This is a genomic window from Kytococcus sedentarius, assembly GCF_041937525.1.
Lineage (GTDB): Bacteria > Actinomycetota > Actinomycetes > Actinomycetales > Dermatophilaceae > Kytococcus > Kytococcus sedentarius_A.
Genome location: NZ_CP169391.1, coordinates 2276162 through 2298702 on the forward strand (window position 1 = coordinate 2276162; position 22541 = coordinate 2298702).

23 protein-coding genes are annotated in these 22541 nt (G+C 73.1%); 18 read left to right on the forward strand and 5 right to left on the reverse strand.

Annotated elements, in window-relative coordinates:
• Positions 1-26 precede the first annotated feature (26 nt).
• The 13 genes from ACEY2A_RS10675 (at position 27) to ACEY2A_RS10735 (ending at position 13344) form a co-directional block, all read left to right on the forward strand.
• On the forward strand, positions 27-1247 hold the full coding sequence (locus ACEY2A_RS10675; RefSeq protein WP_374928561.1) for an acetoin utilization protein AcuC: 1221 nt from the start codon (positions 27-29) through the stop codon (positions 1245-1247).
• A gap of 185 nt (positions 1248-1432) precedes the next feature.
• Positions 1433-1531 (forward strand): 30S ribosomal protein bS22, encoded by a 99-nt coding sequence (locus tag ACEY2A_RS10680; RefSeq protein WP_005504750.1) that lies wholly within the window; start codon positions 1433-1435, stop codon positions 1529-1531.
• A gap of 248 nt (positions 1532-1779) precedes the next feature.
• Positions 1780-3153 carry a glutamyl-tRNA reductase gene (locus tag ACEY2A_RS10685; RefSeq protein ID WP_374928562.1) on the forward strand — a complete coding sequence of 458 codons (1374 nt, stop codon included), beginning with the start codon at positions 1780-1782 and terminating at the stop codon, positions 3151-3153.
• Positions 3150-4208: a hydroxymethylbilane synthase gene (gene hemC / locus ACEY2A_RS10690; protein ID WP_374928563.1), complete on the forward strand. Its 1059-nt coding sequence runs from the start codon at positions 3150-3152 to the stop codon at positions 4206-4208. Before ACEY2A_RS10685 ends, hemC begins: the two co-directional genes overlap by 4 nt.
• Entirely contained in the window at positions 4205-5875 is a 1671-nt protein-coding gene (locus ACEY2A_RS10695; protein WP_374928564.1) for a uroporphyrinogen-III synthase, read from the forward strand. Before hemC ends, ACEY2A_RS10695 begins: the two co-directional genes overlap by 4 nt.
• A complete protein-coding gene (gene hemB, locus ACEY2A_RS10700; protein WP_374928565.1) occupies positions 5872-6894 on the forward strand; it encodes a porphobilinogen synthase in 1023 nt (340 codons plus the stop codon). The genes ACEY2A_RS10695 and hemB overlap by 4 nt, the downstream gene beginning before the upstream one ends.
• Before the next feature lie 94 nt (positions 6895-6988).
• Positions 6989-8332, forward strand: a complete 1344-nt coding sequence (hemL, locus tag ACEY2A_RS10705; RefSeq protein ID WP_374928566.1) for a glutamate-1-semialdehyde 2,1-aminomutase — start codon at positions 6989-6991, stop codon at positions 8330-8332.
• Positions 8329-9060: a histidine phosphatase family protein gene (locus tag ACEY2A_RS10710; RefSeq protein WP_374928567.1), complete on the forward strand. Its 732-nt coding sequence runs from the start codon at positions 8329-8331 to the stop codon at positions 9058-9060. The genes hemL and ACEY2A_RS10710 overlap by 4 nt, the downstream gene beginning before the upstream one ends.
• Positions 9057-9671 (forward strand): TlpA family protein disulfide reductase, encoded by a 615-nt coding sequence (locus ACEY2A_RS10715; RefSeq protein ID WP_374928568.1) that lies wholly within the window; start codon positions 9057-9059, stop codon positions 9669-9671. Before ACEY2A_RS10710 ends, ACEY2A_RS10715 begins: the two co-directional genes overlap by 4 nt.
• Positions 9672-10469 carry a cytochrome c biogenesis CcdA family protein gene (locus tag ACEY2A_RS10720; protein ID WP_374928569.1) on the forward strand — a complete coding sequence of 266 codons (798 nt, stop codon included), beginning with the start codon at positions 9672-9674 and terminating at the stop codon, positions 10467-10469. It begins immediately after the preceding gene.
• Between the two features lie 41 nt (positions 10470-10510).
• Complete coding sequence (locus tag ACEY2A_RS10725) at positions 10511-12085, forward strand: cytochrome c biogenesis protein ResB (protein ID WP_374928570.1); 1575 nt, start codon at positions 10511-10513, stop codon at positions 12083-12085.
• On the forward strand, positions 12082-12975 hold the full coding sequence (gene ccsB, locus ACEY2A_RS10730) for a c-type cytochrome biogenesis protein CcsB (protein WP_374928571.1): 894 nt from the start codon (positions 12082-12084) through the stop codon (positions 12973-12975). The genes ACEY2A_RS10725 and ccsB overlap by 4 nt, the downstream gene beginning before the upstream one ends.
• A gap of 3 nt (positions 12976-12978) precedes the next feature.
• Positions 12979-13344 carry a DUF4229 domain-containing protein gene (locus tag ACEY2A_RS10735; RefSeq protein WP_374928572.1) on the forward strand — a complete coding sequence of 122 codons (366 nt, stop codon included), beginning with the start codon at positions 12979-12981 and terminating at the stop codon, positions 13342-13344.
• A 9-nt stretch (positions 13345-13353) separates the two neighbouring features.
• On the opposite strand, the gene ACEY2A_RS10740 is transcribed toward ACEY2A_RS10735, so the two are convergent.
• From ACEY2A_RS10740 to ACEY2A_RS10755, 4 genes are all read right to left on the reverse strand, one after another.
• Positions 13354-14256, reverse strand: a complete 903-nt coding sequence (locus ACEY2A_RS10740; RefSeq protein WP_374928573.1) for a hypothetical protein — start codon at positions 14254-14256, stop codon at positions 13354-13356.
• Between the two features lie 127 nt (positions 14257-14383).
• The gene (locus ACEY2A_RS10745) at positions 14384-15277 is read right to left on the reverse strand and encodes a 1,4-dihydroxy-2-naphthoate polyprenyltransferase (protein WP_374928574.1); all 894 of its coding nucleotides are present in this window, start codon (positions 15275-15277) and stop codon (positions 14384-14386) included.
• A 112-nt stretch (positions 15278-15389) separates the two neighbouring features.
• A complete protein-coding gene (locus ACEY2A_RS10750; RefSeq protein WP_374928575.1) occupies positions 15390-16562 on the reverse strand; it encodes an AMP-binding protein in 1173 nt (390 codons plus the stop codon).
• Positions 16562-17539, reverse strand: coding sequence for a 1,4-dihydroxy-2-naphthoyl-CoA synthase (locus ACEY2A_RS10755; RefSeq protein ID WP_374928576.1), 978 nt, complete (start codon positions 17537-17539; stop codon positions 16562-16564). The genes ACEY2A_RS10750 and ACEY2A_RS10755 overlap by 1 nt, the downstream gene beginning before the upstream one ends.
• 42 nt (positions 17540-17581) lie before the next feature.
• Between ACEY2A_RS10755 and ACEY2A_RS10760 the strand changes: the two genes are divergently transcribed.
• Positions 17582-18655: an o-succinylbenzoate synthase gene (locus tag ACEY2A_RS10760; RefSeq protein WP_374928577.1), complete on the forward strand. Its 1074-nt coding sequence runs from the start codon at positions 17582-17584 to the stop codon at positions 18653-18655.
• A 39-nt stretch (positions 18656-18694) separates the two neighbouring features.
• Here ACEY2A_RS10760 and ACEY2A_RS10765 read toward each other — a convergent pair whose 3' ends face one another.
• On the reverse strand, positions 18695-18931 hold the full coding sequence (locus ACEY2A_RS10765) for a hypothetical protein (RefSeq protein WP_374928578.1): 237 nt from the start codon (positions 18929-18931) through the stop codon (positions 18695-18697).
• A 110-nt stretch (positions 18932-19041) separates the two neighbouring features.
• Here ACEY2A_RS10765 and ACEY2A_RS10770 point away from each other — a divergent pair, with 110 nt between their 5' ends.
• From ACEY2A_RS10770 to ACEY2A_RS10785, 4 genes are all read left to right on the forward strand, one after another.
• Positions 19042-19965: a hypothetical protein gene (locus ACEY2A_RS10770; protein WP_374928579.1), complete on the forward strand. Its 924-nt coding sequence runs from the start codon at positions 19042-19044 to the stop codon at positions 19963-19965.
• 115 nt (positions 19966-20080) lie between these two features.
• Positions 20081-20482: a cold-shock protein gene (locus ACEY2A_RS10775; RefSeq protein WP_374928580.1), complete on the forward strand. Its 402-nt coding sequence runs from the start codon at positions 20081-20083 to the stop codon at positions 20480-20482.
• Positions 20482-21084, forward strand: a complete 603-nt coding sequence (locus ACEY2A_RS10780) for a DUF3027 domain-containing protein (RefSeq protein WP_374928581.1) — start codon at positions 20482-20484, stop codon at positions 21082-21084. The genes ACEY2A_RS10775 and ACEY2A_RS10780 overlap by 1 nt, the downstream gene beginning before the upstream one ends.
• Entirely contained in the window at positions 21081-22538 is a 1458-nt protein-coding gene (locus ACEY2A_RS10785) for an NCS2 family permease (protein ID WP_374928582.1), read from the forward strand. The genes ACEY2A_RS10780 and ACEY2A_RS10785 overlap by 4 nt, the downstream gene beginning before the upstream one ends.
• Positions 22539-22541: the final 3 nt, after the last annotated feature.

A 22541-nucleotide genomic window follows, 5' to 3' on the forward strand; every position in this document is an offset into this window, starting at 1 on the left:
GCGATTCCTCTCGGTAGCGTGTCGTCATGGACGACGCCGAACGGGCCCAGCCTCCCGCGGACCACCCCGACGAGCGCGGGTGGATGGTGTGGGACGCCGCACTGGTCAAGTATGACTTCGGACCGATGCACCCCATGAACCCGCTGCGGCTGCAGCTCACGCACGACCTCTCGGCTGAGCTCGGGGTGCTGGAGGGGCTCCACATCGTGCCCCCGGTGATGGCGACCGACGAGGAGCTGACCGCCGTCCACACCGACGAGTACGTCGCGCACGTCAAGGAGGTCTCGGCCGACCCCGCATCGGCTGACGGGGGGCTGGGCATCGGCGACGAGGACTCGCCGGCCTTCGCCCACATGCACGAGGCCTCGGCACTGGCCGCCGGCGGCAGCCTGGTGCTGGCCGACGCGATCATGGAGGGCCGCACCCGGCGCGGGGTGAACATCGCCGGGGGTCTGCACCACGCCATGCCCGGGCGCGCAGCGGGCTTCTGCATCTACAACGACTGCGCGCTGGCCATCCAGCGGATGCTCGACCGGGGCGCGGAGAAGGTCGTGTACGTGGACCTGGACGTCCACCACGGCGATGGCGTGGAGGCTGCCTTCTGGAACGACCCGCGGGTGGTCACCATCTCGCTCCACGAGACGGGGCGCGTGCTCTTCCCCGGCACCGGCTTCCCGGGTGACGTGGGCGGCCCGGACGCCGCGGGCTCCGCGGTGAACCTGGCCCTGCCGCCGGGGACGGGCGATGCGGCCTGGCTGCGGGCGGTGCACGCCATCGTCCCGCCGCTGGTGCACGCCATCGAGCCGACGGTGCTGGTGACCCAGCACGGGTGCGACGGGCACGCCAAGGACCCGCTGGCCCACCTGGGGCTGACGGTCGAGGCGCAGGCGGCGGCGGTGGGGTCGATGCGGGAGCTCGCCGGGTCCGTGACCGAGGGCCGCTGGCTGGCCCTGGGTGGGGGTGGGTACTCGATCACCGACGTGGTGCCGCGCAGCTGGAGCGCGCTGCTGGCCGTGGTGGCGGGCAACGAGCTGGACCTCTCGCTGGACACCCCCGACGGCTGGCGGGCACAGGTGGAGGAGATCACGGGGGAGTACCCGACCACCCTCGGCGACGCGGGGGGTGACTGGCCGTGGTGGCGCAGCTGGGAGACGGGCTACGACCCGGAGTCCCCGGTGGACCAGGCGGTCATGGCGGCCCGGGAGGCGACCTTCCCCCACCACGGGCTGGACCCCTGGTTCGACTGAACGGATCCGGCGGCGCCCCCGGGCAGCGTGTATCCTTGGCAATCACCGTCTTCGAGTCCCGGACCTGGAGCCGTCGTCCAGCCCGCCTGCGGGGTGGTGCGAGGCACGGGCGAGGGGCTCCTGAAATTGCGTGAGGCCTCCATCCACGAGAGGGGCCGAGGTACACCCCGAGAAGGATGTGAAGCATGGGTTCCGTCATCAAGAAGCGTCGCAAGCGCATGAGCAAGAAGAAGCACCGCAAGCTGCTGCGCAAGACGCGCCACCAGCGCCGCAACAAGAAGTGAGCCGCAACGCCCTCCGCCCCCACCGGGCGGGGGGCGTTCCGCTGTGCGGGGGCAGCGCGGGCGGGGGCCGTTCTGCGAGGTGGATGGCGCATGATTTCGCGAACTACGACACAGCAGCGTAGAGTGGGGGGCGCTGTTCGCGACGCTGGGCGCATCTGGTATAGCGCCCCCTCGAGCCCCTCCCACGCCCTGTCCGGGGGTCGAGCCCTTGGTGAGCGAACCTGCTGAGAGGAGTCGGTGATCCCCCGGTGAGCCTGCTGGTCATTGGTGCGTCGCACCGCAGTGCGTCGATGGACCTGTTGGAACGAGTGGCTCTGGGGGACGAGGCGGCGGGCGATCTCGCCGCGGCCGTCCAGGCCGGGGACACGATCTCCGAGGCGCTGACGGTCTCCACCTGCAACCGGCTGGAGGTCTACGTCGAGGCGTCGGCCTTCCACGGTGCCGTGCACCACATCGGTCACAACCTCGCCGACATCACCGGCGTCCGACTGCCGGAGCTCTCCCAGCACCTGTACGTCCACTACGAGGACCGCGCCGTGGGCCACGCCTTCTCCGTGGCGGCCGGGCTGGACTCCATGGCTGTGGGCGAGGGCCAGATCCTGGGCCAGTTCCGCACCGCCCTGCGGCGCGCCCGTCGCTCGGGACGTGCCGGCACGCACCTGGGGGGTCTGTTCGACCACGCCCTGCGCGTGGGGCGCCGGGCGCACGCCGAGACCGAGATCGATGCGGTGAGCCGCTCGCTCGTGCAGCGTGGCCTGGAGCGCGCCGAGGCACACCTGGGCAGCCTGGTGGGCAGGCGCGTGGTGGTGGTGGGCGCCGGCGCGATGAGCTCGCTGGCCGCCATGACCGTCGCGCGCCAGGTGCGCACCGACCTCCACGTGGTGAACCGCACCCGCGCCACGGCCGACCGGCTGGCCGTGGCCACGGGGGGTACCGCCCACGACTGGGACGAGCTCGCCACGGTGCTCGCCGGCGCCGACGTGGTGCTCACCTGCACCGGTGCCACCGGCGCGGTCATCGAGGCGCCGCTGGTGCGCTCGCTGCCGGAGCGCGACCGGGTCTTCGTCGACCTGGCCCTGCCCCGCGACGTCGCCCCCGAGGTGGCCGGGCTCCCGCGCCAGGTGGTCGTCGGGCTCGACGCCCTGGGCGGTGGTGGTGGGCAGGACGACCAGGCCGTCGAGACCCAGGTGCGCGCCGTGCGTGAGCTGGTGGAGGCCGAGGTGGCCGCGTTCGAGATCGCGCGCCGGCAGCTGGAGGTCGCTCCGACCGTGACCGCCCTGCGCCAGTCCGCGCGCTCGGTGATGGTGGCCGAGATGGAGCGGCTGGACCGACGTCTGCCCGAGATGGACGAGGCCAGCCGGCACGAGGTGGAGCGGGCGGTGCACCGCATCGTCGACAAGCTGCTGCACACGCCCAGCGTGCGCGTGAAGGAGCTCGCCGGGGACCCCCGGGGGGACTTCGCCGGGGCCCTGCGTGAGCTGTTCGACCTGGACCCGCACGACACCGCGAACGTGGCGACCCCACCGACCACCGGTCCGCTGCCCCTGATGGGGGAGCCGGTGGACGGCATGGAGGGCCTGCGCCTGGACACCCTCTTCGACCAGCCGGGAGGTGCTCGGTGAGCGCCGCCGTGCAGGAGACCGAGGCGCTAAACGCCGCGGCGCCGGGTCGCGTGGTGCGGCTCGGCACGCGACGCAGCGACCTGGCCACCACCCAGTCGACGACCGTCGCGGACGCCCTGCGTGCCCGGGGCCACGAGGTCGAGCTCGTGCTCGTCACCACCGAGGGCGACGTGAACCGGGCCCCGCTGAGCCGCATCGGCGGGACCGGCGTGTTCGTCAGTGCCCTGCGGGACGCGCTGCTGGCGGGCGAGATCGACATCGCGGTCCACTCGCTCAAGGACCTGCCGGTCGCCCAGCCGGAGGAGCTCGTCATCGCGGCCGTGCCGGAGCGGGAGGACCCCCGCGACGCGCTGGTGGCCCGCGACGGGCTGACCCTGGAGACCCTGCCTGCCGGCGCCCGGGTGGGCACCGGCTCGCCGCGTCGTGAGGCCCAGCTGCGGGTGGCCCGCCCCGACATCGAGGTGGTGGACCTGCGCGGGAACGTGCCGCGCCGCCTCGCCACCGTCGACGAGGGTGAGCTGGACGCGGTGGTCCTGGCCGGAGCCGGGCTGCGACGCCTCGGCCTGGACGGGCGGGTCACGCAGTGGCTGGAGCCGCAGGTGATGGTGCCGGCCCCCGGTCAGGGTGCCCTGGCGGTGGAGTGCCGCAGCGACGACGAGCGCAGCATCTCCATGCTGGAGCCGCTGGACCACCTGCCCACCCGCACCGCCACCACCGCCGAGCGCGCCGTGCTGGGCACGCTCGAGGCGGGCTGCTCGGCGCCCATCGGCGCGCTGGCCCGCCACGACGCCGACCGCATCGACCTGATGTCCTTCGCCGGCCCCCGCGACGGCAGCCGTGCGCTGCTGGAGGGCGACTGCGCCCGCGACCTGCCGCGGTCGACCGGCACCCCCGACACCAGCAGGACCGACGACCGCGTCGCCCTGGACACCGCCGCCCGTGCGCTGGGCAGGACGGTGGCCGAGGCGCTGCGCGCCGGAGGGGCCGACGTCCTCCCGGGCGTCGGAGAGGTTCCTGCGCATCCCGACCCGACGTCCTCGAAGGAGAACTCGTGAGCACCGCACCGAGCACCCAGCCCACGCGCGTGGGATGCCCCGCGCCCGCTGCCCGCATCGTCTTCGTGGGGGCGGGCCCCGGCGACCCGGGTCTGATGACGGTGCGCGCCACCCGCATCCTCGCCATGGCCGACGTGGTGGTGGCCGACGAGGGGCACCTGGAGGACGACTTCGTCGAGTGGATGCGCTCCGACGCGCAGTTCATGACCGTGCCGGCCGCCCAGGCGGAGCTGACCGCCGTCTCCCGCGCCAAGGAGCTCGTGCAGACCACCCAGGGCGCGGTGAAGGCCGCCGCCGAGCGCCGGGCCGAGCAGGGCATCACCCGCGAGGGTCAGGTGCTGGTCGCCCGCATCGTGGACGGTGACCCCTCGATCTTCTCCTCGCTGGGCGTCGAGGCCTCCGTGGCCCGCAAGGCCGGCATCGAGATCGAGGTCGTGCCGGGTGTCTCCGCCATGCAGGCCGTGCCGGCCTACGCCGGGGTGCCCATCGCCACCGGCACCAACCGCGTGGTGCACGCCATCGGCCCCGGTGGCCGGGTGAACCCTGCGCTGCTGGACGACCAGGACGCGACCGTGGTGCTCATCGGCACGCCCGACGAGGTGGCCGGCCACGCCAGTGCCCTGGTGGAGGCCGGGCGCGACGCTGGCCTGCCCATCGCGCTGACCACCCGCGGCACGACCGCGCACCAGAGCACCATCATCAGCACCCTCGGTGACGTGGCCGAGGGGACGGCGGAGGTCGCCGCCGACGAGGTCGTGGCCACCATCGGCGCCTGCGTGGGCGACCGGGACACGCTCTCCTGGTTCGAGACCCGCCCGCTGTTCGCGTGGCGCGTGCTGGTGCCCCGCACCAAGGACCAGGCCGGCCCGATGGTGCACGCGCTGTCCGAGCGCGGGGCGACGGCGCACGTGGTGCCCACCATCAGCGTGGAGCCGCCGCGCTCGCCGCACCAGATGGACAAGGCCATCAAGGGTCTGGTCACCGGCACCTACGAGTGGATCGGGTTCACCTCGGTCAACGCGGTGCGTGCGGTCAAGGAGAAGTTCACCGCCCTGGGCCTGGACGTGCGGGCCTTCGCCGGCCTCAAGATCGCGGCCGTGGGAGGCAAGACCGCCGACGCGCTGCGGGCGTGGGGTCTGGAGCCCGACCTGGTGCCCAGCGGCGAGCAGAGCGCCCGTGGGCTGCTGGAGGACTGGCCGCCCTACGACGACGTGCTGGACCCCATCAACCGGGTCTTCCTGCCGCGTGCGGACATCGCCACCGAGGTGCTGGTCTCCGGGCTGCAGGAGCGTGGCTGGGAGGTCGACGACATCGTGGCCTACCGCACGGTGCGGGCGACCCCGCCCCCGGCGCCGGTGCGTGCGGCCATCAAGAACGGCACCTACGACGCGGTGCTGTTCACCTCGAGCTCCACGGTGCGCAACCTCGTGGGCATCGCGGGGAAGCCCTCGCCGAGCACCGTGGTGGTCGTGATCGGACCGGCGACCGCGCAGACCGCCACGGACCTGGGCCTGCGCGTGGACGCCGTGGCCGAGGAGGCCAGCAGCGAGGCGGTCATCGACGCGCTCACGGACTTCGCCCGGGGCCGGGCCGAGGACGCCGTGGCGGAGGGTCGCCCCGTGACGCGGCCCTCCCAGGAGGCCCCCAAGCGCCGGACCCGCCGATGACGGCCGGCGCGGGACCGTTGCCGGTCGGCGGGCGGACCGTGCTGGGTCCGCACCGCCGCCCGCGTCGCCTGCGCGGGACGCCGGCCTTCCGGCGCATGGTGTCCGAGACCCGGCTGCACCCGGCGGACCTGGTGCTGCCCGCCTTCGTGCACGAGGGTGACGCTCCCCGCGACATCAGCTCCATGCCGGGTGTGCAGCAGCACACCGTCGCGGGCCTGGTGGAGCTCGCCGAGCAGTGCCGCGACGCCGGGGTGGCCGGGATCATGCTGTTCGGCGTGCCGGACCACAAGGACGCCACCGGCAGCGGTGCCACCGATCCCGAGGGCATCCTCAACCGGGCCACCCGCGCCGTGCGCGATGCGGTGGGCGACGAGCTGCTGGTGATGACCGACCTGTGCCTGGACGAGTTCACCGACCACGGTCACTGTGGCGTGCTGGACGCCGACGGCCGGGTGGACAACGACGCCTCGCTGGAGCGCTACGCCGAGATGGCCGTGGCGCAGGCGCGGGCCGGTGCCCACGTGGTGGGTCCCAGCGGCATGATGGACGGCCAGGTGGTGGTGATCCGCGAGGCGCTCGACGACGCCGGGTTCACCGACGTGGTGGTGATGGCCTACACGGCGAAGTACGCCTCGGCCTTCTACGGCCCCTTCCGGGAGGCCGTGGCCTCCTCCCTGAGCGGTGACCGCCGCACCTACCAGCAGGACCCGGCCAACGCCCGGGAGAGCCTGGTGGAGCTGGCCCTGGACGAGGCCGAGGGTGCGGACCTGGTGATGGTCAAGCCGGCGCTGGCCTACCTGGACGTGGTGGCCTCGTTGCGCGCCGCCACGGACCTGCCGGTGGTGGCCTACCAGGTGAGTGGTGAGTACTCGATGCTGGAGGCCGCGGCCGCGAACGGCTGGATCGACCGGCGTGCCGCCGTGCTGGAGTCCCTGCTGGGGATCCGCCGGGCGGGCGCCGATGTCATCCTCAGCTACCACGCGCTGGAGGCCGCGGGCTGGCTGCGCGAGGAGCGCTGAGCCCCGCACCGACCCCGCAGGTGGTGACCGCCCCGCACAGGGGCGGTGCGCCCACCTGTCGTGCAGTGAACTCTCAGGAAGGATTGAGACGGTCATGACCATGTCCGACCCCCGTGACCCGCAGCCCCCGGCCGATGCGCAGGACCCGTCCGTCGCCTCCAGCGTCGCCTGGATGGAGCGCGGCCGTGCCGTGATCCCCGGCGGGGTGAACTCGCCGGTGCGTGCCTTCGGTGCCGTGGGTGGCGACCCCCGCTTCATCACCTCCGCCCAGGGCGCCCACCTCACGGACGCCGACGGCAACGAGTACATCGACCTGGTGGGATCCTGGGGTCCGATGATCCTGGGGCACACGCACCCCGAGGTGCTCGACGCGGTGACCTCGGCCGCCGCCCGCGGCTTCAGCTTCGGCACGCCCAACCCGCACGAGGTGGAGCTGGCCGAGGAGATCGTCTCCCGCATCGAGCCGGTCGAGGCCGTGCGGTTGGTGAACTCGGGCACCGAGGCCATCATGAGCGCGCTGCGCCTGGCACGGGGCGTCACCGGGCGCGAGAAGGTCATCAAGTTCTCCGGCAACTACCACGGGCACGTGGACGCGCTGTTGGCCTCGGCCGGCTCCGGTCTGATCACCTTCGCGCTGCCGGACTCCGCGGGGGTGCCCGCCTCGAGTGCCGGGCAGACGATGGTGCTGCCGTACAACGACGTGCAGGCCCTGGAGGCCGCCTTCGCCGAGCACGGGGCCGAGCTGGCCGCGGTGATCGTGGAGGCAGCCGCGGGCAACATGGGCGTGGTGCCGCCCACCGCCGACTTCGAGCAGGCGCTGCGCCGCCTCACCCGCGAGCACGGCGCGCTGCTGATCTCCGACGAGGTGATGACCGGCTTCCGCGCGAGCCCGACCGGCTGGTGGGGTCTGTCGCAGATGGGTGAGGCGCCGGACCTGTTCACCTTCGGCAAGGTGGTGGGCGGGGGCTTCCCCGTCGCGGCCTTCGGCGGACGCGCCGACGTGATGGCACACCTGGCCCCCGCCGGGCCGGTCTACCAGGCCGGCACGCTCAGCGGGAACCCGGTGGCCGCGACCGCCGGGCTCACGACGCTGCGCCTGTGCACCGACGAGGTGTACACGGCGGTGGACCACGCCCGCGAGGTGCTCACCGGTGCGGTGACCGAGGCCTTCACCCGCCACGGGATCCCGCACACCATCGGCCGCGCCGGCACCATGTTCAGCGTCTTCTTCGGCGACCAGCCGGTGCACGACTTCGCCACCGCCCAGCAGCAGGACACGGCCCGCCACGCGGAGTTCTTCCACGCCATGCTGCGGCGCGGTGTCCACCTGCCCCCGTCCGCGTTCGAGGCCTGGTTCGCCTCGGCCGCGCACACCGACGAGGTGCTCGACCGCATCGTCGAGGCCATCCACGCGTCCGCCCAGGAGATCAGCGCATGACCACCGGACCCGCTCGCACCCCGGACGGCCCGCAGCACCTCGGTGAGGAGGGCACGGGTGCCCCGCAGCCCCTGCGGCACGACGGCCGTGCCGACCGCACGCTGGTGCACGTGGTGCGCCACGGGGAGGTGCACAACCCCGAGGGCATCCTGTACGGGCGCCTGCCCGGCTACCACCTGTCCGATCGCGGCCGTGCGATGGCCGACCTGGTGGCGCAGAGTCTTCAGGGGCACGACATCGCGCTGCTGGTGGCCTCCCCGCTGGAGCGCGCGCAGGAGACCGCTGCCCCCCTCGCCGCGGCGACGGGGCGCCGCATCGAGACCGACGTGCGCGTGATCGAGTCGGAGAACAGCTTCGAGGGGCGTCGGGTGGGCTCGCGCGAGGGCGCCCTGCGGGACCCCAAGAGCTGGCCGCTGCTGTGGAACCCGCTGCGCCCGTCGTGGGGCGAGGCCTACCGGACCATCGCGGCCCGCATGGACGCGGCCCTGCGCGAGGCCGCGCGTGCGGCGCGCGGTCACGAGGCCGTCATCGTGAGCCACCAGCTGCCCATCTGGACGCTGCGGAGCCACCTGGAGGGCCGTCCGTTGGCGCACGACCCGCGCAGGCGCGAGTGCTCCCTGGCCAGCGTGACCACCTTCGACCTCACCGGCGACGAGGTGTACGCCGTGCACTACAGCGAGCCCGCCGCCGAGCTGCTGCCCGGCGCCTCGCCGGTCCCCGGGGCATGACTGCGCCGGGTGGGGGCACCTCGCGTCGCGCCCTGCTGACCGGTGGGCTCACCGGCATCGGGGCCGTCCTGCTGACCGCCTGCGGTGACGACGGGGGGAACACCGTCACCGGCCGTGCCCGGGGTGAGGGCGACGCCGGCTACATCTCCGGTGACGGCACCGTGGAGCAGGTGGCTGCCGGGGAGCGACGAGACCCGGTGACGCTGCAGGGAAAGACCTTGGAGGGCAAGGACTTCCAACTGGACCAGGTGGACACCAAGGTGGTGGTGCTGAACACCTGGGGCTCGTGGTGCCCGCCCTGCATCGAGGAGATGCCGGCGCTGCAGGAGTTCTGGGAGAACTACGAGGAGCAGGACGTGCTGCTGCTGGGGCTGGTGCAGCGCGACAGCGTGGAGACCGCCCAGGCCTTCCTGCGTTCCCGCGAGATCACCTTCCAGAACCTGGCCGACAACGGGGGCGGCACGCTGCGTGGCCTCCAGGGCGCCACCGCCGCCACCCCGACCACGCTGGTGCTGGACTCCCAGCGCCGCATCGCCGCCCGCGTCTCCGGGCCGGTGGAGCTGTCGACGCTGACCACGCTGGTGGACGACGTGCTGGCCGAGGACGCCTGAATGGGGCAGCTGCAACTGGTCGCGCTCGCCGGAGGGGTGCAGGACACCATCGCGTCCGGGTTCCTCCCGTGGGCGATGGCGCTGGCCTTCGCCGGGGGCGTGGTGAGCTTCGCCTCCCCGTGCGTGCTGCCGCTGGTGCCCGGCTTCCTGGGGTACATCACCGGGCTCGGCGGCGTGCAGGGCGAGCGGGACGGGCAGGGCGTCCGGACCCAGCGTCCGCGGCTGGTGCTGGCCAGCGTCCTCTTCGTGCTCGGCTTCAGCGCGGTCTTCCTGGCACTGAGCGTGGTGGTGAGCGGCGTCAGCATCGCCCTCTCGGACGACCGGGCGCTGCTGATGCGGCTGGGCGGCCTGGCCGTGCTGGTGATGGGGGCGGTGATGGCCTTCGGACTGGGTGGCCGTGAGTGGAAGGTGCGCTGGCGTCCGGCTGCGGGCCTGGCCGGTGCCCCCCTGCTGGGCGGCGCCTTCGGGCTGGGCTTCTCGGCCTGCATCGGTCCGGTGCTGGGGGCCATCCTCGCGCTGTCCACCTCGCTGAGCGGCTCCACCGACGCCATCACCCGCGGGGCGGTGCTGGCCGGGGCGTACAGCCTGGGACTGGGCCTGCCCTTCGTGCTGCTGGCGGCGGGCATCTCGCGCCTGGCCGGGGCCTTCGGCTGGCTGCGTGACCACCACCGGATCATCAGCATCATCGGCGGGGCAGTGCTCATGGTGCTGGGTGTGCTGATGGTGGCCGGGGTCTGGGACCGCGCGATGGTGTGGCTGCAGACCGAGTGGATCTCGTCGTTCAGGCCGGTGATCTGATGGTGGGCACACTACGCTGGGCATGGAGCCAGCTGACCAGCATGCGCACGGCGCTGCTGCTGCTGATGCTGCTCGCGGTGGCGGCTGTTCCGGGGTCCATCTGGCCGCAGCGGTCCGTGGACGCCGCGGCGGTGGACCGCTACGAGCAGGACCACCCGGACCTCGCACCGGTCCTGGACGCGCTGCAGCTGTTCGACGTGTACTCCAGCCCCTGGTTCGCGGCCATCTACCTGCTGCTGTTCACCTCACTGGTGGGCTGCATCCTGCCGCGCACGCGGGTGTACCTGCGGGGATGGCGACAGCGGCCGCCGAGCGTGCCGCGCCGCATGACCCGCATGCCGGGCAACCGGGTGCTGGCGGTGGACTCACGCGACGCCGATGACGTGGCCGACACCATCGCCTCGATGGGGCGTGCTCGCCGCTACCGGGTGCGCGAGGAGTCCCCGCGCCAGGACGTGCGCGAGGTCTCCCTGGAGACCGGCATGCTGCGCGAGCTGGGCAATCTCGTCTTCCACACCAGCCTGGTGGGCGTGCTCATCAGCGTGGCCGTGGGCTACCTGTTCGGCTGGCGGGCCGAGGTGCTCGTGGTGGAGGGTGAGGAGTTCACCAGCAGCAACGGCCGGTTCGACACGCTGAACGCCGGGCCGTGGGTGGACACGCGCGACCTGCCCGCCTTCCGCCTGGCCGTCGATGCGGTGGACGTGGAGTTCGAGACCAACGCCGACGCCGGCCCGGGCCAGTTCGGCCAGCCGCGCTTCTTCGAGGTGGACGCCCGCTTCGACGACGGTGACGGCGAGGAGGCGCAGAAGCTGCGCGTGAACTCCCCGCTCTCGGTGGGCGGTGCGCGCATCTACCTGCTGGGCAACGGGTACGCCCCCCAGGTGAGCGTCCGGGACGCCGAGGGTGAGCTGCTCTACCGCGAGGCCTCCCCGATGCTGGTGCAGGACAACCAGTACACCTCCAGTGGCGCGTTCAAGATCTCCGCCTCGGGCACCGACTCGCAGGTGGGCCTGGCGGGGCTGTTCCTGCCCACGCAGGCCATCACCGCAGACCGCGGCCCCCACTCGACCTTCCCCGGCCTGGCGGACCCGGCCCTGGTGATGACGGCCTGGGAGGGCACGCTCTTCCCGGGTGGCCGTCCCCAGTCGGTGTTCACGCTGCAGACCGACCAGATGGAGCAGCTGCAGGGCCAGGACGACACCCCCGTGCGCATCTTCCTGCGGCCCGGGGAGACCTTCCAGCTGCCGGGCGACCGGGGCGAGGTGGCCTTCGAGGAGGTCAAGCGCTTCGCCGGACTGTCCGTCCGCCACGACCCGGGGCAGATCCCGGCGCTGGTGTTCTCGATGGTGGGCCTGGCCGGCCTGATCCTGTCGCTCACCGTGCGGCGCCGGCGCTACTTCTTCCGCGTCACCGACGGCACCGCAGGAGCCCAGGTGAGCACCGGTCAGGGTGCGGCTCACCGCATCGAGGTCGACATGGCGGGCCTGGCCAAGGGGCACGACCCCACGGTGAGCGACGGCGTGGACCAGCTCGAGAAGGACCTGCGGGCGCGGCTCGGGCTGCCCGCTGCTGACGACACCGCCCCGGCGGACCAGAACAACGAGGAGACGAGATGAACGTGCTGGCAAGTGCGCCGGTGCTGCTGCCCATGGCGGTGGACGAGTCGATGGCGCGCACCTCCGACGTGCTGCTGGTGGTCACGATGAGCGTGCTCGCGCTCTCGATGCTGGCCTACACCGGCTACCTGGCCATGGCCGACGGGCGCCGGGTGGGCACCTTCGGCCAGTTCGCGGCCTGGGTGGGAACGGCGGCGCTCATCGCGACGATCGCGACCCGCGGCCTGTCGGTGAACCGTGCGCCGCTGGGCAACATGTACGAGTTCGCCCTGGCCGCGGCCGGGTTCGCGATGCTCGGCTTCAGCCTGTGGAGCGCCGTGCGGGAGACGCGCTGGCTGGGACTGTTCGTGGTGGGACCGGTGCTGCTGGTGCTGGGCGCGGCTGCCACGGCCTGGTGGACCGAGGCCTCACAGCTGATGCCCTCGCTGCAGAGTGCCTGGCTGGTGATCCACGTGACCGTGGCCACGCTGTCCATCGGGGTGTTCATCATCGGCTTCGCGCTGGCAGTGCTGTTCCTGCTGAAGCGGCGGCGCGAGGAGTCCGGCGGCTCGTGGGGGCCGGCCTTCCTGGACCGGATCCCGGGGTCCGACCGGCTGGACAAGCTCACCTACTCGGCGCACATCATCGGCTTCCCGCTGTGGACGTTCACGCTGGTGGCCGGTGCCATCTGGGCCGAGCGGGCCTGGGGCCGGTACTGGGGCTGGGACCCCAAGGAGGTGTGGACCTTCGTGATCTGGGTGGTCTACGCGGCCTACCTGCACGCCCGTGCCACGGCCGGGTGGACCCGTCACGCCACGTGGCTGGCCATCGCCGGCTTCGTGTGCATCATCATCAACTACGCCATCGTCAACGTGTACTTCGTTGGCTACCACTCGTACTCGGGGATGTGACCGATGCTTCGTTACTCGCTGCTGCGAATCCTGGTGTTCCTGTTCTTCCTGCTGGGCTTCTTCCTGGTCACCGAGCTGGCGGACGTCGAGCTGGGCTCGATGGGGGTCTTCTGGCTGGTCGTGGCCGCCGCCCTGGCCTCGATGGTGGCCTCGCTGTTCCTGCTGAAGGCGCCGCGGGCGGACTTCTCCGCGCAGATCGACGACGCCATCGCCAAGCGTGAGGCCAGCCGGTCGCGCAAGCGGGCCGTGTCCGACGAGGCGGTCGAGGACGGCACCTACGACGAGGAGGCCGCCCGGGGGCAGGCCGGTGGCCGCGGTGCGCGCGCCGGTCAGAGCCGCCACGAGGGCAGCGACGACGACTTCGTCTGAGCCGGCGCCTCAGGCGCTGGTGGCGTCCTCGTCGGGCACCACCACGTAGCCCGCCTTCGCACCCTCGGGGACCAGGAGGGTGATGGGGGAGTCGTCGTCGTCCGTGACCAGGATGAAACCCTCGTCGTCCTGCTGCCGGCACTCGAGCACCTCGTCCCCGAGGTCCACCTGCACCGCCTCGTCGCCTTCGCACGTCAGGTGGATCTCCACCGGACCGTGCGAGGCGCCCTGCAGGATCTCGTGCTCACCGGGCCCCAGGGCCTGTGGGCCCTCGATGCTGTCCGGCACGTCCTCGCCGCCCGCGGGCACGACCTCCAGGGCCGCCACCTCGAAGGTGGCGGGCTGGGAGGTGGCGATGATCAGGACCGAGGTGAACGGCTTCTCGCCCTGGAGGGTGATGTCGTGGCGCTCGCCGTCGCAGGGCAGGGTCTGCGGTTCACCGGGACGGCTGCTGTCCAGGTCGGTGGCCAGGGGCTGCAGCTTGAGCTGGCCCTGGCCGTCGCAGCGAGCGGCCAACGCGGCGGAGTTCACACCCTCATCGGTGAAGGTCATCCACGACGGGGCGCCCTGGACGGTGCCCTTGAGGGTCTCGGAGGCCTCCTCCCCATCGGCCAGCAGGGAGCCGTCGAACGGGGCGTGGGCGCCGTCACCGTCACCGGACGGGCTGGGGGCGTCGCTGGACGTCTCGCCGGACTCGCTGGGCTCCCCGGACGGACTGGGCGCGTCGCTGGACTCGCTCGGCTCGCCGGATTCGCTGGACGTCTCGTCACCGGGCTCGCTGGACTCGGTCACGGACGACGTCGGGCTGTCGGTCGCCTCGGAGGACGTGCCACCGTCCCCCTCGTCGTCGCCACAGGCGGTGAGCACGGCGGACAGCCCCAACAGGGCGGTGATGGTGAGTGAGCGGCGCATGGGTTCCCCCTCGGGTGCGGTTCATCCTGCCGGCCCGGTGCCGACCTCTTCGATGATGGCGCGCACCAGAGCGCGTGGCAATCAGTCTGCGGGACCGTGCGCGGACTGTGAGGAGCCCCGTGGGGGCTCAGCGCCCCGCCCACCAGAGGCCCAGGCCCCACAGCAGCCCCAGGACCAGCTGCAGGCGCCCGGTCTGGCCCAGCACCCCGATCAGGGCCCTGCCACGGGCCCGCTTCAGCACCGCCCGCACGGGCGAGAACGCCAGCGGCAGCGCCAGCAGCCCCACCACGGCGGAGGTGTGCACCAGCCCGGAGGCCAGCACCATCACGAACGCCAGCGCGAGGAGGCCCGCGTACAGCCGCCGGGTGCGCGGCGCCCCGAGCCGCACCGCCAGCGTCACCTTGCCGGAGGCTGCATCCCCCTCGATGTCGCGCAGGTTGTTCGTGAGGTTCAGCGCCGCCGCCACGGCGCCCACACCGATGGCCCCCGCCACACCCGCGAGGTCGATGGCGCCGGCCTGCGTGAACTGCGTTCCGAGGACCGCGACCAGCCCGAAGAAGACGAACACCGCCACCTCACCGAGCCCCCGGTAGCCGTAGGGGTTCCTGCCGCCGGTGTAGTTCCACGCCGCCCACACGGCCGCCGCACCCAGCAGCAGCAGCCACCAGTGGCCCGAGAGCAGGCACAGGGCGATGCCGGCCACCCCGGCCAGGGCGAACATGCCGAACGCCGCCGCCTTCACCTGCGCCGGCGGGGCGAGGCGCTGACCGACCAGGCGGACGGGGCCCACGCGCACCTCATCGGTCCCACGGACGCCGTCGGAGTAGTCGTTCGCGTAGTTCACGCCCACCTGCAGTGCGAGCGCGACCACCAGCGCCAGGGCGGCGTACCCCCAGTGGCCGGCACCCTCGTGCGTGTCGCCGCGCGCGAAGGCGGCGCCGGTGCCGACGGCCACCGGTGCCACGGCAGCGGGGAGGGTCCGGGGGCGGGCGCCCTCGATCCACTGGGCGAGCGTGGCCATGCTTCTCCTGCAGGGGTGTCGTCGTGCGGGGTGGGTGCGCCGTGGGATGCGTGTCGCAGCGGTTCTTCCCGGGCGGGGTGATTCTCCCACCCGCGTCGCACCGCACACGGGGTCAGGCCCGCTCGTCCGGCTCCAGGGCCAGCTCGCGGACGGCCCGCCGGTCGTACTTCCCCGGCCCGGCCAGCGGCAGGGCGTCCACCCACCGCACCGCGCGGGGCAGGGCGGCCGGCTCCAGCTGGTCGCGCAGTGCGTCGCGCAGGTCAGCCAGCGAGGGCGCCGGGGCCGTGACGGCGGTCGCCACCAGGCTCACCCGCTCACCCCACACCGGGTCGGAGATGCCCACGACGGCGCACTCGCCCACGGACGGCAGGGCGGACACCGCATCGGACACCACCCGGGGCGACACGGACAGGCCGCCGGTGCTGATCATGTCGTCCGCCCGGCCCAGCACCGTGAGCCGGCCCGCGGCGTCGAGCGCGCCGAGGTCGTCGGTCACCAGCGTGCGCCGGACCGTCCCATCGGGGGCAGGGTCCGCCTCCTCGATGCGGGCGCCCGTCGCCGCGCGCTCGCGGGCCACGGTCCCGTCGGGCAGCACCCATCCACGGGTCACCCAGGGAGCGGTGAGGGTGATGCGGCCCGCATCGGTCAGGCCGATCTCCACCCCGGGCAGGGGCAGGCCGTCGTACACGCAGCCGCCGCAGGTCTCGGTGGAGCCGTAGGTGCGCACCAGCGGCAGACCCAGCGTCCGGGCGCGGTCGCCGACCGACGGGGGGAGCGCCGCCCCGCCCACCAGGATCACGCCGACCGCTGCGGCCACGCGCTGGGCGGAGTCCGGGTCGTCCACCAGCCGCACCACCTGGGTGGGGACCAGCGAGAGGTAGGTGCGGGCGGGTTGGCCCGTGGCCGCGTCGTCCTGGCCCTCCAGGTCGTCGGCGAGGCGGGCCGGGTCGAAGCCGCTGCCGTCGGCCCCGGTGGTCACCACCGGATCCGTCCCGGCCACCGCGGCGCGCACGAGCACCTGCACTCCCGCGATGTGGCTCGGCGGCAGGGCCAGCACCCACCGGCCCGGGCCGCCCAGGCGCTGGTGGGTGGCCTCGGCGCTGGCTCGCAGGTCCTGGCCCCGCAGCACCGACAGCGCCGGCGACCCCGTGGAACCGGACGTGCCCAGCAGCAGCTCGGCCCCACCGGCGAGCACCCGGTCCACCAGGGCGGAGACCTCGGCGGCCGAGCTGCCCTGCGGCACCGTCACCCGGGCCGGTGCCCCCTGCGCGCCCGCTGCTGCCATCAGTAGTACCAGGGGTGCGCCGACCAGTCCGGGTCGCGCTTCTCCAGGAAGGCGTCCTTGCCCTCCACCGCCTCGTCGGTCATGTACGCCAGGCGCGTGGCCTCCCCGGCGAACACCTGCTGGCCCATCAGCCCGTCGTCGGCGAGGTTGAAGGCGAACTTCAGCATCCGCTGGGCGGTGGGGGACTTGCCCAGGATGTCGCGGGCCATCTCGATGCCCTCGGCCTCCAGCTGGTCGTGGTCGGCCACGACGTTCACCGCACCCATGCGGTGCATGGCCTCGGCGTCGTAGGTGCGGCCCAGGAAGAAGATCTCGCGGGCGAACTTCTGCCCCACCTGCTGCGCCAGGTAGGCCGAGCCGTACCCCGCATCGAACGAGCCCACGTCCGCATCGGTCTGCTTGAACCGGGCGTGCTCCCGCGAGGCGATGGTCAGGTCGCACACCACGTGCAGGGAGTGCCCACCGCCGGCCGCCCACCCGTTCACCAGGGCGATGACGACCTTCGGCATGGTGCGGATGAGGCGCTGCACCTCCAGGATGTGCAGCCGCCCACCCTCGGCCTTCACGCGGGCCTCGTCCACGGAGGAGGCGTCCGCCGCGGCCACGTCCGTGTCGTGGGCCGTCGCGTACTGGTAGCCGGACCGGCCCCGGATGCGCTGGTCGCCACCGGAGCAGAACGCCCAGCCGCCGTCCTTGGGGGAGGGGCCGTTGCCGGTCAGCAGCACCACGCCCACGTCGGGGGAGCGGCGGGCGTGGTCGAGCGCCCGGTACAGCTCGTCGACCGTGTGCGGGCGGAAGGCGTTGCGCACCTCCGGCCGGTCGAACGCGATGCGGACCACCCCCAGCGGCACCTGGCCCCCACCGCTGCCGTCCGCGCCGCCACGTCCCACGGCCGGCAGCGTGCTGCGGTGGTAGGTGATGTCGGTCAGGTCCTCGAAACCGGGCACCTCGGCCCACAGTGATGCATCCACAGTCATGGCTCGACCCTAGTTGTCCGGGCACGCAGTACCGTCGAGCCCGTGCTTCCCTGCCCGACCGACCGCCCCCGGGCGGTGAACGACCCCACGCTGGGTCGCGAGCTCCCCGGCCTCGAGGAGCTCCTCGCCCACCTCGTGGTCGTCCGCCTGCCCATGGTGGTGCGATTCCGCGGCCTGACCACGCGCGAGACCGCCCTCGTCAAGGGTCCGCTGGGCTGGGCGGAGTTCGCCCCCTTCACCGAGTACGACGACGCCGAGTCCGCCCGCTGGCTCGCCTCCACCCTGGAGGCCGGGTGGTGGGGCTGGCCCGCCCCCATCCGCCCCTCGGTGCCGGTCAATGTCACCGTGCCGGCCGTGGCCGCCGAGGAGGTCCCGTCCGTGGTCGCCCGCGTGCCCGGTGCGCAGACCGCCAAGATCAAGGTGGCCGAGCGCACCCTCCTGGAGCGCGACGAGGCCGCCTCCACGGCCGCCGACCTCGCCCGCATCGCCGCTGTCCGCGCCGCGATGGGGCCGGACGCCGCCGTGCGCATCGACGCCAACGGCGCCTGGTCCGTGCGCCAGGCCGCCCGCGCGCTCGAGGGGGTGGCCGCCACGGGTGAGCGCCTCGACTACTGCGAGCAGCCCTGCGCGTCCGCCGCCGAGCTGGCGGAGCTCCGTGAGCTCCTGGCCGCACGCGGGGTGCCCACCCGCATCGCGGCGGACGAGTCCATCCGCCGTGCCGCCGACCCCCTGCTGGTGCGGGCGCTGGACGCCGCCGACCTGATCGTGGTCAAGGCGGCAACGCTGGGGGGAGCGGCCGCCGCCGCGCAGATCGTCACCGCCACCGGGCTTCCCGCCGTGGTCAGCTCCGCCCTGGAGTCCAGCGTGGGCCTCTGTTCAGGGGTCGCCCTGGCCTCCTCGATGCCGGAGCTCGCCGGCGCCTGCGGGCTCGGCACCGCGGCCCTCTTCTCCCAGGACGTCACCTCGGCGCCCCTCCTCCCGGAGGGTGGCCGGCTGGGGCTGCGCCGGGTCGAGCCGGACCGTGCCGAGCAGCAGGCGGCGCCGGACCGGCGGGACTGGTGGGCTCACCGCATCGAGAGGGGTCTGGAGCTCCTGCGGGCCGGGCAGGCGGGCTGACGACGACAGGTCAGCGGGCGGGCCGTCGCGCCGCGGCCGTCACCAGAAGCGGACGTCGTAGACCATCACCGCGAGGAACAGGACCAGGCCGGCCAGCACCAGCGCGTTCACCGCGGAGCGCACCACCAGCTCGCGGCGCGTGGGCTCAGGGGCCTTGCGCCAGAAGGTCACTCGGTTGAAGGCCTTCACCTGCCCCCGCGGGTTGAGCACCCCCATCAGGGTGACGACCACCGCGAGCAGGGCCACGGCGACCACGAACTTCACCACGGTGGGCATGGGGGTCCTCTCGTCGGGCGTTCCCGCTGTGGGGTGCGGGTGGCGGTGCGGTCAGGGTGTCACATCACCACCGGGTCCACGGCGCGGTGGACGGCCACTAGAATCCGGCCATGAGCCACGCGACGGGGGGCCCTTCGGGCCCGTACGCCTACCACCCGCAGCAGCAGCCGAAGCGCAAGGGGTTGATGCCCCTGATCTTCGGTGGCCTGACGCTGATCGTGGGCACGCCGCTGGCCTTCCTGCTGCCGATGGCGATCGGCATGGGCGACCTGTTCGGCGCCCTGCTGAACCCCGCCTCGGACGGGGACACCCGCTATCTGCCGGCCGACCAGGAGCGCGTGCTCTACGCGATGGGACCCGACGCCGACCCGCTGGAGACCGACCAGTGCACCGTGACCGACCCGGCCGGCAACGCGGTGACCCTGGAGCCGCAGCTCACGGAGAACGCCAGCGCGCCGCAGAACTTCTGGCTGTTCCACACCACGGAGGCCGGGGACTACACGCTCGAGTGCGGCCCCGGGTCCGTGATGGCCGTGGCACCCGGGGATGCACTGGAGGGTGTGATCGGGTGGACCCTCGGCGCCTTCGCGCTGGCGCTGATCGCGTTCCTGCTGGGCCTCGGCCTCATCATCTGGGGCATCGCCCAGCTGGTCCGCACCGGTCGGGACAACCAGGCCGCTGCCGGCGGCCACGGTCCTCCTCCGGGCGCAGCGCCCTACGGCTACGCGGGCCAGCACGGTCAGCCCGGCCAGCAGCCGGGCCCGTACGCTCCGCCGGGACCGCAGCCGGGACCGTACGGTCAGCAGCCGCCCGCTCAGCCCCAGCAGCCCGGCCAGCCCGGCCAGCCCGGTGCTGATGCCGGGCACGACCCGCGCGCCCCGCATCCCCTCAACGGGGCGCAGGGCCGCCCGGCCCCGGAGTACGGCCAGTACGCCCCGGGCCACGAGCCCGACGCGCAGCCCGGTCCCGACGCGCAGCCCCAGCCCGGCCCCGGGCCGGACGGCGACGGCCCCGGCGGAGCCCACCGGCTCTGAGCGCGGGCCCGTAGACTGGGACCCGCGAACGACGGTGCGCACGGCACCGTCGCGCCCCCTCACCCTCCCGTTCCCCCTCGCGGGAGCGGCCCCCACGTACACCAGGAGTTCCCCAGTGCCCACCGGCAAGGTCAAGTGGTTCGACGCCGACAAGGGTTTCGGCTTCGTCGGCGACGATGCGGGAAGCGACGTCTTCCTGCGCGCCAGCGCCCTCCCCGAGGGGGTGACCACCCTGCGCCCCGGCACCCGCCTGGAGTACAGCATCGTGCAGGGACGCAAGGGCGACCAGGCGATGCACGTGCAGGTGGTCGACGCACCCCCGTCGGTGCAGCGCGGCCGCACGCTGCGTGACCGCAAGCCCGCGGACGACATGGCCGTGGTCGTGGAGGACCTCATCCGGTTGCTCGACGACGCGTCCAACCAGCTGCGCAAGGGGCGCTACCCCGACGCGCGCCACGGCCAGACCCTCGCCAAGGCCCTGCGGGCCGTGGCCGACCAGTTCGAGGCAGGACGCTGATGAACACCCCCGCCACCCCCACCAAGCAGCGCGCCCCGCGCCCCGACGCCGCCCTGATGGAGGCCGTCGACACCGCCCGTGAGGGGCTGGCCGACGTGGCCGCCCCCGGCGCGGTCGGCGAGCACGTCGGCGCCGTCAGCGTCGGCGAGCGCCTGGTGACCCACCACTTCGAGTGCCTGCTGCGCGGCTACGGCGGGTGGCGCTGGGAGGTCACCGTCGCCCGCGCCCCGCGGAGCAAGCGCGTCACCCTGTGCGAGACGCACCTGGCCCCGGCCGAGGGTGCCCTGCTCGCACCGGAGTGGGTGCCCTGGGCCGACCGGCTGCGGCCGGAGGACTTCGGTGCCCCGGACACGCGCACCGAGGAGCCGCAGGTGGTGCTGGTCTCCGCCCAGGCGCTGCCGGTGCGTCCCGACGGCCAGCAGCCGGAGCGGGTGGCCGCCCGGTGCGAGAACTGCGACTGCAGCGGCTACCTGGTGCCCGTGGAGACCCTCCGCAAGGAGCGTGCCGAGCTCGCGGAGCCGGAGCCGGCGCCCCTGCCCTCCCCGCTGATCGACGACTACGAGCTGGACCTCGTGGACCTCTCCGAGGAGAACCCGGAGTGAACGCGGTGCTCAACCGGTGGTTCGACCTCGAGGAGCGCGAGACCACCGTCGTCCGTGAGGTGCGTGGCGGCGTCGTCACCTTCTTCACGATGGCCTACATCATCGTGCTGAACCCGCTGATGATCGGCACCGTCGCCGACGGCACGGGCAACTTCCTCGGCGGGGGTGACAGCCCCAACATCGCGATGGTGGCGGCGGCCACGGCGTTGGTGGCCGGCCTCATGACCATCCTCATGGGCGTGGTCGCCAACTACCCCATCGCGCTGGCCACGGGACTGGGCCTCAACGCCTTCGTCGCCTTCGGCATCGCCAGCCTGCCCAACGTCACCTGGGCCGACGCGATGGGTCTGGTGGTGATGGAGGGCCTGATCATCCTGGTCCTGGTGCTCACCGGCTTCCGGCAGGCCGTCTTCCTCGCCATCCCCGCACAGCTCAAGACGGCCATCAGCGTGGGCATCGGCCTGTTCATCGCCTTCATCGGCCTGGTCGATGCGGGGATCGTCCGCAAGCCCGCAGGTGGCCCCGTGCCCGTGGAGATGGGCGTCGGTGGCTTCCTCTCCGGGTGGCCCACGCTGGTCTTCGTGCTCGGCCTGCTCGCCATCGTCGTGATGATGGTGGCCAAGGTCCGCGGCGCCATCCTCTACGGCATCCTCGGCTCCACGGTCCTGGCGGTCGTGCTGGAGCGGGTCATCGGCATCGGCTCGCAGACCGACGCCTCCGGTGAGGTCGTGAACCCCACCGGGTGGGGCCTCAACGTGCCCGCCATCCCCACCGAGTGGGTGGAGCTGCCGGACTTCGGCCTGCTGGGTCAGTTCAACCTGCTGGGCTCGTTCAGCTCCATCGGCATCGTGGGCGCCAGCCTGCTGGTCTTCACGCTGCTGCTCGCGGACTTCTTCGACACGATGGGGACGATGGTCGCCGTGGGTGCCGAGGCCGGTCTGCTGGACGAGGAGGGCAACCCGCCCAGGTCGCAGCGCATCCTGGTGGTCGACTCGCTGGCCGCCGCGGCCGGTGGCGCGGGATCGGTCTCCTCGAACACGTCCTTCATCGAGTCGGCCTCCGGTGTGGGCGAGGGCGCCCGCACCGGCCTGGCCAGCGTGGTGACCGGCATCCTGTTCCTGCTGGCCACCTTCCTGTCCCCGCTGGTGTCGGTGGTGCCCTACGAGGCCGCCACCCCCGCCCTGGTGGTCGTCGGCTTCCTGATGATGCAGCAGGTCACCGGCATCGAGTGGGACCGCCTGGACATCGCCGTCCCGGCCTTCCTCACCATCGTCCTGATGCCCTTCACCTACTCCATCACGGCCGGCATCGGCGCCGGCTTCGTGACCTACGTGGTGCTGCAGGTGGTGCAGGGCCGTGCGCGGGAGCTCCACCCGTTGATGTGGATCATCGCCGCCATGTTCCTGGCCTACTTCGGCATCGACCCGATCCGCGACCTGGCAGGTGTGTCATGAGTG

What these genes read in the sequence shown, in the direction of transcription:
- ACEY2A_RS10675 (WP_374928561.1), top strand. Translation starts at nt 27, where the DNA reads ATGGACGACGCCGAACGGGCCCAGCCTCCCGCGGACCACCCCGACGAG.
- ACEY2A_RS10680 (WP_005504750.1), top strand. Translation starts at nt 1,433, where the DNA reads ATGGGTTCCGTCATCAAGAAGCGTCGCAAGCGCATGAGCAAGAAGAAG.
- hemB (WP_374928565.1), top strand. Translation starts at nt 5,872, where the DNA reads ATGACGGCCGGCGCGGGACCGTTGCCGGTCGGCGGGCGGACCGTGCTG.
- hemL (WP_374928566.1), top strand. Translation starts at nt 6,989, where the DNA reads ATGACCATGTCCGACCCCCGTGACCCGCAGCCCCCGGCCGATGCGCAG.
- ACEY2A_RS10710 (WP_374928567.1), top strand. Translation starts at nt 8,329, where the DNA reads ATGACCACCGGACCCGCTCGCACCCCGGACGGCCCGCAGCACCTCGGT.
- ACEY2A_RS10715 (WP_374928568.1), top strand. Translation starts at nt 9,057, where the DNA reads ATGACTGCGCCGGGTGGGGGCACCTCGCGTCGCGCCCTGCTGACCGGT.
- ACEY2A_RS10720 (WP_374928569.1), top strand. Translation starts at nt 9,672, where the DNA reads ATGGGGCAGCTGCAACTGGTCGCGCTCGCCGGAGGGGTGCAGGACACC.
- ACEY2A_RS10725 (WP_374928570.1), top strand. Translation starts at nt 10,511, where the DNA reads ATGCGCACGGCGCTGCTGCTGCTGATGCTGCTCGCGGTGGCGGCTGTT.
- ccsB (WP_374928571.1), top strand. Translation starts at nt 12,082, where the DNA reads ATGAACGTGCTGGCAAGTGCGCCGGTGCTGCTGCCCATGGCGGTGGAC.
- ACEY2A_RS10735 (WP_374928572.1), top strand. Translation starts at nt 12,979, where the DNA reads ATGCTTCGTTACTCGCTGCTGCGAATCCTGGTGTTCCTGTTCTTCCTG.
- ACEY2A_RS10740 (WP_374928573.1), bottom strand. Translation starts at nt 14,256, where the DNA reads ATGCGCCGCTCACTCACCATCACCGCCCTGTTGGGGCTGTCCGCCGTG.
- ACEY2A_RS10745 (WP_374928574.1), bottom strand. Translation starts at nt 15,277, where the DNA reads ATGGCCACGCTCGCCCAGTGGATCGAGGGCGCCCGCCCCCGGACCCTC.
- ACEY2A_RS10750 (WP_374928575.1), bottom strand. Translation starts at nt 16,562, where the DNA reads ATGGCAGCAGCGGGCGCGCAGGGGGCACCGGCCCGGGTGACGGTGCCG.
- ACEY2A_RS10755 (WP_374928576.1), bottom strand. Translation starts at nt 17,539, where the DNA reads ATGACTGTGGATGCATCACTGTGGGCCGAGGTGCCCGGTTTCGAGGAC.
- ACEY2A_RS10765 (WP_374928578.1), bottom strand. Translation starts at nt 18,931, where the DNA reads ATGCCCACCGTGGTGAAGTTCGTGGTCGCCGTGGCCCTGCTCGCGGTG.
- ACEY2A_RS10770 (WP_374928579.1), top strand. Translation starts at nt 19,042, where the DNA reads ATGAGCCACGCGACGGGGGGCCCTTCGGGCCCGTACGCCTACCACCCG.
- ACEY2A_RS10780 (WP_374928581.1), top strand. Translation starts at nt 20,482, where the DNA reads ATGAACACCCCCGCCACCCCCACCAAGCAGCGCGCCCCGCGCCCCGAC.